Below are 14,494 nucleotides of genomic sequence, written 5' to 3'. Positions count from 1 at the left end.
GCCTTACTGCGGCAGATTCAGCCGGTCGCGCGCCCAGTGCGGCACCATCCCGAGGTATTCGGGACGGGTCTCGATGAAGTGGTGGACGGTCCGGCACATGGGCAGCGCGCCGAGCTTGTCGTCGCGCGTGCTGTTCAAGGCCGTCTCGACCAACAACCGCGCGTAGCCCTGGCCCTCGTAGCGCGGGTAGATCTCGGTGTGCACGAACGCGCGCTCGGACGCCGTGTCCTGGTATTCGGCGTAGCCGGCGATCGCACCGTCGACGTAGATCTCGAAACGGTCCAGTGCGGTGTTGTTGTTGACCTCGGTCGACATGGCTCGACGCTACTCTGTGCCCCGGTTTCCCGGTAAATCACGCTCCGGACCGGGCGGAATCCCGCCACCGACTTGTCTGACCCGGCGGCCCTGCGCAGAATGCTCTTGGTCGGGTCCGTCGTCGCGCGCGAGCGGGCAGGCTCGGGGAGGTACGAACATGACGAGAACACCGCGGGTTTCGCGGGTCGCGGCCGCCGTCGTCGCCGCGGGCCTGCTCGGCGGATCGATCGCCACGGGCGGCGCGGAAGCCGCGCCCGCGGTGGCGTTCGGCCGGTGTCCCGCGGGGTCCGTGACCGCCGATCGGGGCGTGCAGTGCGCCGTGGTCTCCGTCCCGATGAATTACGCCGACCCGGACGGCGCCCGGATCGAGTTGACCGTCAGCCGGATCCCGGCCACGGGCGAGCGGCAGGGTGTCCTGTTCGCCAATCCCGGCGGCCCCGGTGCGGACGCGCTGGATTTCTGGGCGCGTCGGGTGGAGGTGCTTCCCGCGGCGCTCGCCGAGCACTACGACCGGATCGCCGTCCAGCCGCGCGGATTGCGCTGGGCGACGCCGCTGGAATGCGGGACGAGTTCGAAGGACGGCCCGGGGCAACAGGTCTCGCTGGGCGGCGGCAATCGCGACGAGATCAAGAAGGCTTGCGATGCGGCGCAGCCCGGGTACCTGGACACGATCACCACCGAGAACACCGCGCGCGACATGGACGCCGTACGCGCCGCGCTCGGGTTGGAGCGGATCGGCTACCTCGGCACCTCCTACGGCACCTACCTCGGCGCGGTCTACGCGGCGCTGTTCGGCGAGCGGGTGGACCGGATGATCCTGGACTCCAACGTCAACCCGGACTGGGTGTGGACCGAGGAATTCGCCCAGCAGCAGGTCGCGGGCAAACAACGCCTCGACGACCTGTTCACCTGGATCGCCGAACACGACGACGATTACCACCTCGGCGACACCGCTCTGCAGGTCTATCGCACCTGGGTGCGGTTGGCGGCCGCCCAGGGCGGCGGCTGGTACGCCAATCTGACCCCGCCGCCCGCCAGCATCGCCGACCTGCCCGGCGCGCTGCCCGAACCGCTGGCCGAGATCGCCAGGGACGGCTACACCGGGAGCGTCGAGCAGCTCGGCAAACTGCAGAATCTGTTGCGCACGTTGGTGAGCGGCGGTGTCTCCGCGCAGGTGCCGTTGCTCGGCGCGACCACCGTGGCCACCTATACCCGCAGCTTCTGGCCGACCTTCGCGCGCGCGATGGCCGACGCCGCGGCCGACCCGGCGAACGTGCAGCGCCTGCGGGCCATCGAGGGCGCGACTTCGACCGACCCCACCGGGCGGTTCGTGTTCAGTGCGATCACCTGCAACGAGAACGCCGTGCCGGGCAGGCCCGAACTGCTCGGCGCCGCGGCGGGCACCATCGCCTCCGGCGGCAACGCCATGGACGCGCGCGCCGACCTGGTGCGCTCGGGAATGGCCTGCGGTTCCTGGAAACCCGTGACCAAGCCGGTGCCGATCACCGGCGCGGGGCTGCGCACCCCGCCGCTGGTGCTGCAGAGCAAGCACGACGCGCTGACCAAGTACGAAGGCGGCCCGGCGATGGCCGCGGCGCTGGGCGGCAGGCTGGTCGTCGTGGACGGCGGCGACCACGGCACCTTCGGTCGCGGCAACCCCGCGGTGGACGAGGCGGTGCTCACTTACCTGCGCACCGGGAACGTGAACATCACCCGCGCCGACCAGGCGCCACTGCCCGTCGGCTGAGCGTTCCCACACGCGAGTGCAGTTCATGTCGGTCGCCATCGCGGGCGTGGCGGGTGTCGTGACTTGCGCCGACCAGGCCCCGCTGCCTGTCAGGTGAGTGTCCCCACACGCGAGGGGGTTCGCGTCGGCCGCTATTGCGGGCGTGGCGGGTGTCGTGACTTGCGCCGACCAGGCCCCGCTGCCTGTCAGCTGAGCGTCCCCACACGCGAGGGCAGTTCATGTCGGCCGTTATTGCGGGCGTGGCGGGTGTCGTGACTTGCGCCGACCAGGCCCCGCTGCCTGTCAGCTGAGCGTCCCCACACGCGAGGGCAGTTCATGTCGGCCGTTATTGCGGGCGTGGCGGGTGTCGTGACTGTGCCGACCGGGCCCCGCTGTCGTCAGCTGAGCGTCCCCACGCGCGAGTGCAGTCGGGTCGGTCGCCGTCGAGAGCCGGGATCACGGCGTGACGGGTGTCGTGGTGCGGCTCGTCCGGTCGCGTCCCAGAATGTGGGGATGACATCCGCCGCGCGAGTGATCCTCGCTCCGGACAAGTTCAAGGGGTCGCTCGCCGCGCCGGAGGTGGCGGCGGCCCTGGCTTCCGGACTGCGGAAGCGGGCGCCGGGTGCCGAGATCCGGCAAGTGCCGGTGGCCGACGGGGGCGACGGCACGGTCGAGGCGTTCGTCGCGGCGGGTTGGACGCGGGTGGAGGTGACGGCGCCGGGACCGACCGGGGTACCGCACCCGACGGCCTACGCCCGGCACGGTACGAAGGCTGTCGTCGAATTGGCGGCCGTGGTCGGGCTGGCGCACCTACCCGGGGGACAGCCCGACCCGTTGGGGGCGAGCACATATGGGCTCGGTGTGGTCTTGGCGCACGCTATGGAGCACGGCGCGAGCGAGATCGTGCTCGGTCTGGGCGGCAGCGCCTCCACCGACGGCGGCGCGGGCATGGTGCAGGCGCTCGGCGTTCGCATCCTGGACGACGAGGGGCGCGAATTGCCGCGCGGCGGAGCGGCTTTGACCCGCGCGGCGCGGCTGGACCGCTCCGGCCTGCACCCCGGTATCGCCGGTACCGAGATCACGCTGGCCTGTGACGTCGACAATCCGCTGCTCGGACCGACCGGCGCGACGGCGGTGTACGCGCCACAGAAGGGCGCCGGGCCCGCCGACCTCGACGTTCTCGAAAACGCGCTCGCGATGTGGGCGCGGCTCGTCGGCCCCGAGTTCGCGCGGCTCCCCGGCGCGGGCGCGGCGGGCGGTACGGGTTTCGGCGCGCTCGCCGTACTGGACGCTCGGGTGCGCAGCGGTATCGAGGTGGTGCTCGAATCGCTCGATTTCCCCGCCTTGCTCACCACCGCGACCCTCGTGGTCACCGGAGAAGGATCGCTAGATCGGCAGAGCCTGCACGGCAAGGCGCCGATCGGCGTGTGCGCGGCCGCCCGGAAGGCAGGCGTGCCGGTGATCGCCGTGGCGGGCCGCACGCTGCTCACGCCCGAGGAGATCCGGTCCGCGGGTTTCGCTGATTGCTATGCGCTCGCCGATCTGACCTCCGACCCGGAACGCTCGATATCCGAGGCGGCGGCGCTGCTCGAACGCGTCGGCGGGCGGATCGCCGAGGAGTGGCTGGGTTAGCTCGCCGACGCCAGCAGGTTCGCGGCCAGCTCGGTCTTGTGCCGGTCGCCCCACTCCTCGAGCGGACGCAGCGCGACGGCCAGTTCCTCGCCGAGGGGGGTGAGCGAGTATTCGACCCGGGGCGGTACCTCGGGATAGACCTCGCGGTGCACCACGCCGCTGGCCTCCAGCTGGCGCAGGTTCTCGGCGAGCACCTTCTCGCTGACCCCGTCGAGCAGCCTGCGGATGTGGCCGAAGCGCTGCGGGCCCGCGCCGAGCACCCACATCAGGTGCATCTTCCACTTGCCGCCGACGACATCGATCGCGACCGTCATGCCACACACTTCGTGATCCGCGTCACCGCTCATGCCCACCGCGCTCCTCTGACCTCGTTTCGGACCTCGAGGTAAGCAACCGCACCTCGACGTTCGGTCTTCCCGACCCTACCTGCGGGAACGACGATGAACACCGGCGCCGATCCACGTAATCACGAGAACCGAAGGGACACATCATGTCCGAGCAGAACACCGCCCGCGCTGTCTCCGTCGTCGGCCTCGGGCCGATGGGTCAGGCGATGGTCCGGGCCTTCCTGGCCGCGGGCGTCGAGGTGACGGTGTGGAACCGCAGCCCCGAGAAGGCCGACGCCATGGTCGAACTCGGCGCGAAGCGCGCCGCGACCGTCGCCGACGCGCTGGACGCCAACGAGGTCACCGTGCTCAGCCTCACCCACTACGCCGCGATGTACGACGTGCTCGGCCCGGCAACCGGCCATCTGAAGGGCAAGGTGATCGCGAACCTGTCGTCCGATTCGCCGGAGAAGGCCCGCAAAGGAGCGCAGTGGGTTCGCTCGCACGGCGCGCAGTTCCTCTCCGGCGGCGTCATGTCGGCGGGGGACAACATCACGCATCCGGCGTCCTACATCTTCTACAGCGGCCCGCGCGCGGTGTTCGACGCGCACGCCGAGCTGCTGCGGCCGTTGAGCCCGCAGGAGTACCTCGGCGCCGACGACGGCTTGGCGCAGGTCTTTTACCAGGGGCTGCTGACCATCTTCCATCCCTGGTTGCTCGCCTTCGACCAGGCCACGGCGATGATCGACCGCTCCGGCCACGACATCGCCGCTTTCGTCCCGTTCGCGATCCGCTCCGCCGCCGCATTCCCCTATTTCATGGAGGAGTTCTCGGTCGCCAATCAGAACGGCGGCTGGGCGTCGCTGGCGAGTTTGAAGATGATGGACGCGGGCGCGCAGCACGTCATCGACGCGAGCGAAGAAGTCGGCGTGGACGCCGTGCTCTCGCACACCGCCCAGGGGCTGTGGCGTAAAGCCGTCGCCGCCAGCGAGGAGGCGGGGAAGCCCATCTCCACTTACGCCCTCCTCCGAAATCCCTGACCGATCCCGTTATCCGGCCTCGCCGAATCGGCCGGTTCCTCGTCCGTGCGAGGAGTCGACCGGCTTCGCGAGGCCGGTTTGCGTTCCGGGGTCGATATGCAGCCCATCAACGCCAACGCCGACCGCTGGATCAACCGGTACGACCGCGAGCGAGTGAACGCCGTCATCGTGCAGCCGATTCGTGAAACGAGAGCAGTGCTCTTGACTTCGCCGCGTCGTGTGTGGAACACTTCTCTCTATAGAGAGCAGTGCTCACAATAAGGAGTAGTCATGGACCTCGGCACCCGCTACATCGGCCCCGCCGGATTCGACGCGATCTTCAACCGGATCGCCAACCTGTTGCCCAAGCTCGGCATCAGCGTGATGGGGTCGCGCCTGCTGGCGGTGCGCGGGCGCAAGAGCGGCGAGTGGCGCACCACGATGGTCAACCTGATGGTGCGGGAAGACGGCGAGCGCTTCCTCGTCGCGCCGCGTGGGCACACGCAGTGGGTGCGTAACCTGCGCGTGGCGGGCGGCGGCGAACTCCGGCTCGGCCGCAAGGTCGAGGCGTTCACCGCCACCGAGGTGGCCGACGCCGACAAGGTGCCGCTGCTGCGCCTCTACCTGCGGAAGTGGGGCTGGGAGGTCGGCAGGTTCTTCGAGGGCGTGACCAAGGACGCCACCGACGAGGAACTCGCCGCCATCGCGCCGGGGTTCCCGGTCTTCCAGCTGAACTAACTCGGGCGGGCGAGGAATTCGATGGCGGCGGCGTAACCCTGGATGCCCATGCCCGCGACCACCGCGGTCGCGATCGGGGAGATGTAGGAGTGATGCCGGAACTCCTCGCGCGCGTGCACGTTGCTGATGTGCACCTCGACGATCGGCAGTTCCGGAATCACCAGCGCGTCCCGCAGCGCCACCGAGGTGTGGGTGAGTCCGCCGGGATTGATCACGATGCCCGACTCGGCGCCCCGCGCCTGGTGGATGCGGTCGATGAGCGCGCCTTCGGAATTGGACTGGAAGGCGACGACCTCCCGGTCGAACCTCGCCGCCGTCCGCCGGCACAACTCCACCACGTCCTCCAGCGTCGCCGACCCGTACACCTCCGGTTGCCTGGTGCCGAGCATGTTGAGGTTCGGGCCGTTCAGAACCAGGATCGGGCCCGGCGTCGCGGTCGCAGCCATGCACGGCAAGATACCGCGCCGCCGCCGGGCCCGACCGGCTACAGCCCCTGTGGACCTTCCGAGCGCAGGTCGTCGACCTTGCGCATGGCCTCACGCAGTTCCTCCAGCCACGTCTCCGCGTGCTTGCCCGCCAGCTTCACGGTCCAAGCCAGCGCGTCGGCGCGGGAACGGGCGACGCCCGCGTCGACCAAGGTGTCGAGCACCTTGCGCTCCGGCTGGCGCAGCCGGGTCATGACGGGGACGGCGAGATGGGTGAACATGATCCGTTCCCCGTCCACCGAGACGCCCCAGGCCACATTGCGCCGGTAGCGGTGCTGTGCTTCGTTCGCGATCTGCATGCGGGCCGGACGGGTCGACTCGCGGAACCGGGCGACCGCGCCCTCCTTCGTCGCGCGCGGCACTTCTTCGGTCGAAGCGCCGGCGTCGTCGGCGTCCGGCTTCTTCTCCGGCTGCGGAATCGGCAGTTCCCCGATGACGACGATCTCGTCCCGGTCCACCTCGATCACCGGCGGGCCGGTGAACCAGTCATTCGGCAATCTTCCGGCGAACCAGTCGGGCACGTCCGACGGGTCCGGCAGATCGGCCTGCTGCCAGCCGCCCGTGCGGCCGAAGCCCCGGCCGCGGTGTGCGTTTCTCATTGGCGGGTCACCTACTTACTGCTCTGCGGTGCTTTCAGTGATTACAAGATTACTTCTCAACGCGCCGCTGGGGGTTCCGCTGTGTGCGAACAGGGGTCCGATTGCTTCGATCCGCACCCTTAGGGGTATTTATTGATTCGAAACGTCGAGGGCGGCGGTAACCGCGCGACTTTTCGAGAAGGCCGGTACGGTAGCGGCGCCGGTTGCCGCCGACCGGCTGGGCGATGATCATGAAAGGCCCCCCGAGATGCGACATCCCGGGGCAGAATTGGGATGCTGAGCATGGGTAACGTCCGCGCTACGGAGGCATCGCGGTCTGGTCTTTTTCGGGTACGGTGGTCTTGTTACTGGAGTGACAAGAGTGAAGAGTGGGCGACATGGACGTGTGGGGATCCCGCCGCTTTCGTGTTCGCGGCGCAATGGCACTCATGGGGGTGGCGGCGCTCGCGCTCGGGATCGGGTCGTGCGGGATACACGAGAAGCAGAACGAAGCCGAAGCGGTCGTCGAGCGCTTCACCGATCTGCTCGACGATCAGGACTACACCAAGGCGGCAGACCTGACGTCGTACCCCACCGCGGCTACAGCAACCCTCAAGCAAATGTTTACCGGGCTGCAGGGCGCCAAGGTCGACTACCGCAAGACCCAGTTCATCGGTCTCGATGCCGAGTCGGCGATCTTCAGCATGGACGTCGAGTGGAGTTTCGGGGAGAAGAAGACCTGGAACTACAGCCTGGAAGGCAATGTGCGCAAGCTGGCCATCGGCTGGCGGATCTCCTGGGAGCCCGCGGTCGTGATGCCCCAGCTCACGCACAACCGGAAGGTGCAACTGGTGCGCACCTATCCGACGCCTGCGCCGCGAGTCAACGACATCGCCGGTGAGCCGTTGATGACCGAGCAGGTCATCAACGTCGTCAAGCTGGATCCCGCCAAGATGCCCGACCCGATCGCGTCCACCGACGCCCTCGCCAAGGCCATCGAGCCGGTCGCGCCGTTGATCACCGGGGCGTCGCTGATGCAGCAGCTGGCCACCTCGCAGGGCAAGCCGATCGTCGCGGTGAACCTGCGCGAGGGTGACTTCGCGATCCTGGAACCGCGAATGGCGCCGATTCCCGGTGTGGTGATGGAGAAGCAGCCCCGGCTGATCTCCGCCGACCGCCGGGTCTGGTCGCCGATGCTCGACGCGCTGCGCAAGGTACAGCAGGAAAGCCAGGAGGCGCACTCCGGATGGGGCGTCCAACTGTTCGAGCAGGACGGGCGGTTCATCACTCAGCTCGCGGGCCAGCAGGGTCCGCCGGGACCGGACATCGCGGGCACGATGGATCAGCGCTTGCAGCGTGCCGCGGAGGACGCGGTGGTCAGCGTGCCCACGCAGGCCTCGATCGTGGCGATCCAGCCGTCCACCGGCGCGGTGGTGGCGGTCGCGCAGAACAGCCAGGCCAGTGAGCACGGGTCGGTGGCGTTCACCGGGCTGTATCCGGTGGGCGGCGCCATGGAACTGTTCCGCGCGGTCGCGGCGTCGGCGAAGGGAAAGGCGCCGCAGGAAGTGTCGGTGCAGGACGCGGCCGAAGCGGCGACCGCGCTCGGCGTCGGCATCGACTTCAAGGTGCCCGGCCTCGACGAGGTCACCGGCCGTCTGGCCGTCGCGGGACGCAGCGCCGAGCAGGTGTCGCAGGGTGGCGGTTCGGACGCCGTGCTGGCCAGCCCGTTCGGCATGGCCATCGCCGCGGCCACGATCGTGCGCGGGTCGGTGCCGCCGCCGATGATCGAGGCCGGTCGCCCGAGCGCCACCGATGCCCGGCTCGACCCGCTCCCGCCGCAGACCGCCGACCGGCTGCGCGCCATGCTGCGCGACGCCTCGAACGCGCCGGAGCTCGCGAGTGTGCGCCGCTACCGCGACGTCGACGCGTTCGCCGCGACCGCGGGCCCGGACGGGTGGCTGATCGGGGCGATGGGCGATCTGGTCTTCGCGATCCACATCAACGACGTGGACAGCAAGGACGCGACCCCGCGGATGGCGGCCCGGATGCTACAGGCGCTGGCTACTCCGGAACCGTGATCGCCGGACGGCTTCGGTCACCGCGCGCCAGCCGAGCAGGAACACCGCGAGCACGACGCCGGCCACCAGGACGAAGCTCACCGCCGTGCCCTGCCCGCTGACCACGCGCAGCAGCATGCCCACGGCCAGGGTGCAGGCCCAGATCACGACCCCGGCGGGCCACAGGGCGGTGATGTCGAACCGCGCGTCAGCGGCGGCGCGCCACCGCGGGGACACCACGACGAGCCAGCCGACGACCAATCCCGTCGCGAACGGCCATACGGTGCGCAGCAGTCCGGCGAGCACCGCCTCGTCGTGGCTGCGCCTGCCGATCGCGCAGAAGACGACGACGAGCAGCGCATCGAGCACGAACGGCAGCAATTTCCTCACGCGGGCCAGCGTAACGGGGACCTCGACGCGGTCGCGGTCACAACCGCCGCTGCTCGAATTCCCGCTCGAACTCGGCGTCGTCGGCCTGCCGCCTGCGGAACAGGAACAGGAACACGATCCACCCGGCGATCGCGACCAGGATGAAGCTCACCATCCGATAGACGAACGCCGCGGCGACCGCCTGCGCGGCGGGCAGACCGGCCGCGGCGGTGAGGCCGTAGATCAGCGTGGCGTCGACGTAGACGATGCCGCCCGGCGCGAAGGGGATGGACCCGACCGCCTTGCCCACGGCGAAGGCGAGCAGCAGACCGGCGATGCGCGGATCGGCGCCCACCGCGTAACAGGCCGCGCCGAGGCAGGCCACGTCGGCGAAACGGTGCACCAGCGCCCAGAGCGCCACCAACACGCCGTCGCGCTTGCCGAGCTTCACCGATTCGAGCTGGTCGAGTACATCCTCGATCTTGGCGGCGCCGGACTCCGGCGCGCGCTTGCGCAGCCGGTTGACCAGCGCGAGCAGCTTGCGCAGCAGTGCCTCGAGCGAACCGGGATGGCGCGACACGTGGTTGCCCGCCCACACCAGGGCGACGACGGCGGCCACCGAGAGGATCAGCTTGAACGGGCCGACGCGCCCGCCCGCCAGCAGCGTGCCGCCGACGCCGAGCAAGGCCAGGCCCACCGCGGCGACCACGCCGGAGAACACCAGCTGCCAGGAGGCGACGATCGGACTGGCGCCCCAGCGCCTGGTCTGCCGGTAGGTGAACGCGGTGGAGAACACCTGGCCGGCGGGCAAGGTGACCGACATCGCCGTCGCACCGTAGACCACCGCGACGGATTTCCGCTGGCTCACCGCGACGCCGCCCGCGTTGAGCAGCTGCTTCTGCACCCGGCCGAACCCGCTCATCGACAGCGCCTGCAGCCAGATCGATGCCGCCAGCCACCCCCAGTGGATCTCGGTGAGCTTCTGCCAGGACTCGTGCAAGCGCGGCCAGAGGTACACGCCCTCGGCGATCAGCAGGGCCAGCAGTGCGGCGCCGAGCACCCATTTCAGCCAGCGGAATCTGCCACGGCGGGAACCCGCCGTGGGCGGCGGCGCAGGATCCCCTGCCAGTTCCCCGTCGGCCGTCACGCGGTCAGCCTAACGAACGCACCGTTTCGACCTCGGTATCGTCGGGCGCGTCGGCCCGTTCGCGGGGCCAGGCCAAGAGCGTTTTCCTGCGTCTGCCGCGCAGCTGCACCTCGTCGCCGGTTTCCCACTGGTCCTGCTCGCTTTCCTCGGCGAAATACAGCGCACTACCCGAGGCCAGCGTTCGGCCGGGACGTTCTTTGGCCAGCTCGGTGAGCCGGGATGCCTCGTTGACCGGGTCTCCGATCACCGTGTACTCGAAGCGGTTGGCCGCGCCGATGTTGCCCGCGACGGCCAGACCGGCCGAGACGCCGATGCCGATGTCGAGGCCCGGCACTTCCCGCAGGGTTTCGCGCAGTTCGCGCGCGGCGGCGAGCGCGGCGGTCGGTGCGTCCGGGCGATCCAGCGGCGCGCCGAAGATGGCCAGCGCCGCGTCGCCGACGAACTTGTTGACGAAGCCGTGGTGGCGGTCGATCACGTCGACCACGATGCGGAAGAACTCGTTGAGCAGGCTGACCACCTCGGTGGGCGGGCGTTCGGCCGCGGCGGCGGTGGAGCCGACCATGTCGACGAACAGCACCGCGACGAACCGGGTCTCGCCGCCGAGCTCGGTGCCGTAGTCCAGCGCCCGCTGCGCCACCTCCTCGCCGACGTGCTGACCGAACAGTTCCTGGAGTTGGCGGCGCTTGGCGGCCTCCTCCATCATCCGGTTGAAGCCGACCTGCAGCAGGCCGATCTCGCTGCCGTCGAAGACCTCGACCTGCACGTCGCGCGCCCCGGCCTGGACCCGGTCGATGGCCTGGCTGAGCTGGCGTACCGGGTCGGAAATACTCGAACCGGTGAGCATCGACAGCGCGAGCGCCTGCATGATCACCACGCCGCACAGCAGCAGGATGGAGATGGCCAGCGACTGCGCGGAGAACTTCACGTCCGAGGAGATCTGGGTGACGCACAGCAGCACGATGGCGATGGTGGGGGCGAAGGTGCCCATGCCCCAGGTCATCGCCATCCTGGTGCCGACGCCCGGGGTGAGGGTGTGGTCGAAGGTGCCCTCGGTCAGCGCCTGGGCCGCGACCGGGCGCAGGATGCGTTCGCCCAGCATGTAGGTGAAGCCGAACACGATGGTCGCGGCCATGCACTCGGTGACGATGACCGCTCCGGCCAGCGCGGGAGTGTCCCGGATGATCAGCGCGGCCAGCACGGCGCCGCCGATCAGCCACAGCGCGAGATGCAGGATCGCCTGGCGCAGCGGTGCGTGCAGCGCGGCCATCTGCTCTTGGCGGCTCGGCGGGCCGCCGCGCATCTGCCAGCGCATCACCGGACGCAGCATGAGCGCGGACGCGGCCATGCTGAGCAGGCCGCCCGCCACGAAGACGACGGCCGGGATCAGCAGGCCGGTGCGCCTGGCACCGGAGGCCTCACCCTCCGGGACGGGTAGCCCGTACTGGATGAACGCCCACACCAGAACCGCGCCGAAAGCGTTCGCCAGCAGCATCGATGTCAGGTACAGCGGCCAGCGCGTTCGCATGGTCTGTTTGACCGCTTCCAAGGGCGCCGACACGGGCTCCAATCTAGCGTTTCGATCATGTCGGCATGTCCGCGGCGCTGGCCGCCGGTCGCGCCGCCACTGATCGCGGACGGGGTTCGGCCGCGCCGGTTAGGCTCACGGAGGTGACCGACGCGAAGTCAAGTCCAGAGCGGAAAATCACCCTGTCCCGGCCCGCCGCGGAGACGGTGCACCCGGTCGTCCGGGTGTCGGCGGAATGGGGCTGGCGGCTGCTGGTGCTGTTCGCGCTGGCGATCGCGGTCACGGCGATCGTGCAGAAACTGGCGACGGTGGTCATTCCGCTCGCCATCGCCCTGCTGGCGGCGGCCCTGCTCGCACCGCTGGTGGACTGGATGCAGCGATTGGGCGTGCCGCGGGCGGTGGGGGTGTTCGTCGCGCTGGTCGGCTCGATCGGTGTGGTCGCGGGCATCATGACCTTCGTCGTGGAACAGTTCGTCGCCGGTGTGCCGCAGCTGTCGAACAAGTTCACCGACAGCATCCATCAGATCCAGGACTGGCTGATCAACGGCAGGCTGCATCTGAGCAACGAGCAGATCCGCAACGTGGGCGACGCCGTCGTCAAGGCGATTCAGTCCAATCAGGACAGCTTGACCAGCGGGGCGCTCACCACCGCCACCGTGATCGGCGAATTGCTGACCGGCACTTTCCTGACGCTGTTCATCCTGATCTTCTTCCTGTACGGCGGCGACCAGATCTGGGATTTCGTCACCAGGATCGTGCCCACCGACCATCGCGAGCGGGTCCGGACCGCCGGGCGGCTCGGGTTCGGCACGCTGGTCGGATTCGTCCGCGCGACCGTCGTGGTCGCCGCGGTCGACGCCATCGGCATCGGCGCCGGGCTGGCCATTCTCGGGGTGCCCTTGGCGCTGCCGCTGGCCTCGCTGGTGTTCATCGGCGCGTTCATCCCGATCATCGGCGCGTTCCTGGCCGGGTTCATCGCGGTGTTCATCGCGCTGGTGACCAAAGGGCTGGTCACCGCGTTGATCGTGCTCGGCATCATCATCGCGGTGATGCAGCTGGAGGGACATGTGCTGCAACCGCTGCTGCTCGGGCGCGCGGTCAGCATCCATCCGCTGGCCGTGGTGCTGGCGATCACGGCGGGCGTGGTGCTCGGCGGGATCGCGGGCGGTCTGCTCGCCGTGCCGTTCGTCGCGGTGATGAACACGGCGATCCGGTCGTTGCTCGACGGGACGGAGGAGTTGTACGAGGAGCTGCAGACCGGCGACGATCATCGCGGGCTGTACGCGGCCGAAGCCGACCGACCCGATCCCGGCCGGTTCGATCTGGCCGCGACGCTGACGGAAGCGGCCGCGAAGCGGGCGGCGGAGCGGAGGGCGGGATCCGATGACGACGCGCAAGCAGGCGAAGGCAGCGCGCAAGACTGAGTTGCGCTCGGCCGACGTGGCCACCACCCCGCTGTGGCGGGCCGCGCAGGCGCTGCGCCTGGTCACGCTGCTGTACGCGGTCGGCCAGCAGATCGCCTCGGTGCCGTACTACACGAACCAGCGGTTGAGCTGGGTGCTCGTCGCGCTGATGGCGGTGTGGTCGGGAGCGTCGGCGATCATGCTGTCGCAGTGGCACTTTCCCGAGGTCGCGCGGCTGCGCACCTGGGTGGTGATCGGTGACCACGTGGTCGTGATCGGGCTGATGGCCGCCACCCGCCTGGTCGCCGATTACAGCTGGTACCACGGCCACCAGACGCTGCCGACCACGCTGTGGGCCACCAACGCGGTGATCGGGGCGGCGATTCTGCGCGGACCGTTCGCGGGCGTGCTGTCCGGAGCCTTGATCGCCGCGGTGTCGCTGACCGTGCGCGATCAGTGGGGCGAGGATGTGTGGACGGACGCGACGGTGCCGGTGCTCGTCTCGGTGGGCCTCGCGCTCGGTTTGGCCGCCAACACCGCGCGCCGCGCCCAGGACCAGTTGGAGCAAGCGGTGCGCCTGACCGCGGCGGCCGAGGAGCGCGAGCGGCTGTCCCGCGAGGTGCACGACGGGGTGCTGCAAGTACTCAGCTACATCAAGCGCCGCGGCAGTGAGATCGGCGGTCCCACCGAGGAACTGGCGTTGCGGGCCGGTGAGCAGGAGGTGGCGCTGCGCGTGCTGATCACCGAACAGGCCGATCACCGCGACGCGGGCGGAGCCGAGGTCGACCTGCGTCCACTGCTGACAGCGCAATCCACCCCCACGGTGTCGGTGTCCACGCCCGGCGACCCGGTGCGGGTAGGCCGCTGGATGGCGAACGAGATCGCCTCCGCCGTGGCCACCGCGTTGTCCAATGTCGAATTGCACGCCGGGCCGGATGCGAGGGCATATGTCCTGCTGGAGGACACCGGCGACGAACTGGTGATCAGTGTGCGCGACGATGGTGTCGGCATCCCGCCGGGCCGGCTGGCCGAGGCGGAAGCCGAAGGGCGCATGGGGGTTTCCCGATCGATCGTCGGGCGGATCGCCGCCCTCGGCGGCAGCGCGGACCTGCTCACCGAGATCGACGGCGGAGTCGGGTTCGGCACCGAATGGGAATTCCGGGTGCCCAGATGA

The 14,494-nt window shown here is 69.6% G+C and carries 14 protein-coding genes; 7 read left to right on the top strand and 7 right to left on the bottom strand.

Annotation, left to right across the window (positions count from 1 at the left end; all coding sequences use genetic code 11):
* Positions 1 to 3: 3 nt before the first annotated feature.
* Positions 4 to 315, bottom strand: a complete 312-nt coding sequence (locus tag QMG86_RS30495) for a GNAT family N-acetyltransferase (RefSeq protein WP_159846383.1) — start codon at positions 313 to 315, stop codon at positions 4 to 6.
* A 157-nt stretch (positions 316 to 472) separates the two neighbouring features.
* Here QMG86_RS30495 and QMG86_RS30490 point away from each other — a divergent pair, with 157 nt between their 5' ends.
* Together QMG86_RS30490 and QMG86_RS30485 are read left to right on the top strand one after the other, a co-directional pair.
* The gene (locus tag QMG86_RS30490; RefSeq protein ID WP_281876289.1) at positions 473 to 2,062 is read left to right on the top strand and encodes an alpha/beta hydrolase; all 1,590 of its coding nucleotides are present in this window, start codon (positions 473 to 475) and stop codon (positions 2,060 to 2,062) included.
* Positions 2,063 to 2,554: 492 nt separating this feature from the next.
* Positions 2,555 to 3,673: a glycerate kinase gene (locus QMG86_RS30485; RefSeq protein WP_281876287.1), complete on the top strand. Its 1,119-nt coding sequence runs from the start codon at positions 2,555 to 2,557 to the stop codon at positions 3,671 to 3,673.
* Here QMG86_RS30485 and QMG86_RS30480 read toward each other — a convergent pair.
* Entirely contained in the window at positions 3,670 to 4,020 is a 351-nt protein-coding gene (locus tag QMG86_RS30480; RefSeq protein WP_281876285.1) for a winged helix-turn-helix transcriptional regulator, read from the bottom strand. The two genes, QMG86_RS30485 and QMG86_RS30480, sit on opposite strands and share 4 nt — an antisense overlap.
* Before the next feature lie 143 nt (positions 4,021 to 4,163).
* On the opposite strand from QMG86_RS30480, the gene QMG86_RS30475 reads away from it, so the two are divergent.
* Together QMG86_RS30475 and QMG86_RS30470 are read left to right on the top strand one after the other, a co-directional pair.
* The gene (locus QMG86_RS30475; RefSeq protein ID WP_281876282.1) at positions 4,164 to 5,039 is read left to right on the top strand and encodes an NAD(P)-dependent oxidoreductase; all 876 of its coding nucleotides are present in this window, start codon (positions 4,164 to 4,166) and stop codon (positions 5,037 to 5,039) included.
* A gap of 270 nt (positions 5,040 to 5,309) precedes the next feature.
* The gene (locus tag QMG86_RS30470) at positions 5,310 to 5,756 is read left to right on the top strand and encodes a nitroreductase family deazaflavin-dependent oxidoreductase (protein ID WP_281876281.1); all 447 of its coding nucleotides are present in this window, start codon (positions 5,310 to 5,312) and stop codon (positions 5,754 to 5,756) included.
* On the opposite strand, the gene aroQ is transcribed toward QMG86_RS30470, so the two are convergent.
* Both aroQ and abmR read right to left on the bottom strand, forming a co-directional pair.
* On the bottom strand, positions 5,753 to 6,202 hold the full coding sequence (gene aroQ, locus QMG86_RS30465) for a type II 3-dehydroquinate dehydratase (RefSeq protein WP_281876280.1): 450 nt from the start codon (positions 6,200 to 6,202) through the stop codon (positions 5,753 to 5,755). The two genes, QMG86_RS30470 and aroQ, sit on opposite strands and share 4 nt — an antisense overlap.
* Positions 6,203 to 6,240: 38 nt before the next feature.
* A complete protein-coding gene (gene abmR, locus QMG86_RS30460; protein WP_281876279.1) occupies positions 6,241 to 6,840 on the bottom strand; it encodes an ATP-binding transcription factor AbmR in 600 nt (199 codons plus the stop codon).
* Between the two features lie 419 nt (positions 6,841 to 7,259).
* On the opposite strand from abmR, the gene QMG86_RS30455 reads away from it, so the two are divergent.
* On the top strand, positions 7,260 to 8,897 hold the full coding sequence (locus QMG86_RS30455) for an NTF2-like N-terminal transpeptidase domain-containing protein (RefSeq protein ID WP_281876277.1): 1,638 nt from the start codon (positions 7,260 to 7,262) through the stop codon (positions 8,895 to 8,897).
* Here QMG86_RS30455 and QMG86_RS30450 read toward each other — a convergent pair.
* The 3 genes from QMG86_RS30450 to QMG86_RS30440 are packed head-to-tail and all read right to left on the bottom strand — an operon-like array spanning position 8,868 to position 11,917.
* Positions 8,868 to 9,266 (bottom strand): DUF3054 domain-containing protein, encoded by a 399-nt coding sequence (locus QMG86_RS30450; RefSeq protein ID WP_281876275.1) that lies wholly within the window; start codon positions 9,264 to 9,266, stop codon positions 8,868 to 8,870. The genes QMG86_RS30455 and QMG86_RS30450 overlap by 30 nt on opposite strands.
* A 37-nt stretch (positions 9,267 to 9,303) precedes the next feature.
* Positions 9,304 to 10,392 (bottom strand): lysylphosphatidylglycerol synthase transmembrane domain-containing protein, encoded by a 1,089-nt coding sequence (locus tag QMG86_RS30445; RefSeq protein ID WP_281876273.1) that lies wholly within the window; start codon positions 10,390 to 10,392, stop codon positions 9,304 to 9,306.
* Positions 10,393 to 10,396: 4 nt separating this feature from the next.
* On the bottom strand, positions 10,397 to 11,917 hold the full coding sequence (locus QMG86_RS30440) for an adenylate/guanylate cyclase domain-containing protein (RefSeq protein ID WP_281881208.1): 1,521 nt from the start codon (positions 11,915 to 11,917) through the stop codon (positions 10,397 to 10,399).
* A 143-nt stretch (positions 11,918 to 12,060) separates the two neighbouring features.
* Between QMG86_RS30440 and QMG86_RS30435 the strand changes: the two genes are divergently transcribed.
* Positions 12,061 to 13,341 (top strand): AI-2E family transporter, encoded by a 1,281-nt coding sequence (locus tag QMG86_RS30435; protein WP_434086132.1) that lies wholly within the window; start codon positions 12,061 to 12,063, stop codon positions 13,339 to 13,341.
* A complete protein-coding gene (macS, locus tag QMG86_RS30430) occupies positions 13,301 to 14,494 on the top strand; it encodes a MacS family sensor histidine kinase (RefSeq protein WP_281876272.1) in 1,194 nt (397 codons plus the stop codon). Before QMG86_RS30435 ends, macS begins: the two co-directional genes overlap by 41 nt.

The organism is Nocardia sputorum (assembly GCF_027924405.1).
GTDB classification, from domain to species: domain Bacteria; phylum Actinomycetota; class Actinomycetes; order Mycobacteriales; family Mycobacteriaceae; genus Nocardia; species Nocardia sputorum.
This window is presented reverse-complemented; position numbering and strand designations above follow the sequence as displayed.

Coding starts and splice junctions, on each gene's coding strand:
- aroQ (WP_281876280.1), bottom strand. CDS start 6,202: ATGGCTGCGACCGCGACGCCGGGCCCGATCCTGGTTCTGAACGGCCCG.
- QMG86_RS30455 (WP_281876277.1), top strand. CDS start 7,260: ATGGCACTCATGGGGGTGGCGGCGCTCGCGCTCGGGATCGGGTCGTGC.
- QMG86_RS30440 (WP_281881208.1), bottom strand. CDS start 11,917: ATGCGAACGCGCTGGCCGCTGTACCTGACATCGATGCTGCTGGCGAAC.
- QMG86_RS30470 (WP_281876281.1), top strand. CDS start 5,310: ATGGACCTCGGCACCCGCTACATCGGCCCCGCCGGATTCGACGCGATC.
- QMG86_RS30480 (WP_281876285.1), bottom strand. CDS start 4,020: ATGAGCGGTGACGCGGATCACGAAGTGTGTGGCATGACGGTCGCGATC.
- abmR (WP_281876279.1), bottom strand. CDS start 6,840: ATGAGAAACGCACACCGCGGCCGGGGCTTCGGCCGCACGGGCGGCTGG.
- QMG86_RS30490 (WP_281876289.1), top strand. CDS start 473: ATGACGAGAACACCGCGGGTTTCGCGGGTCGCGGCCGCCGTCGTCGCC.
- QMG86_RS30495 (WP_159846383.1), bottom strand. CDS start 315: ATGTCGACCGAGGTCAACAACAACACCGCACTGGACCGTTTCGAGATC.
- QMG86_RS30485 (WP_281876287.1), top strand. CDS start 2,555: ATGACATCCGCCGCGCGAGTGATCCTCGCTCCGGACAAGTTCAAGGGG.
- macS (WP_281876272.1), top strand. CDS start 13,301: ATGACGACGCGCAAGCAGGCGAAGGCAGCGCGCAAGACTGAGTTGCGC.
- QMG86_RS30475 (WP_281876282.1), top strand. CDS start 4,164: ATGTCCGAGCAGAACACCGCCCGCGCTGTCTCCGTCGTCGGCCTCGGG.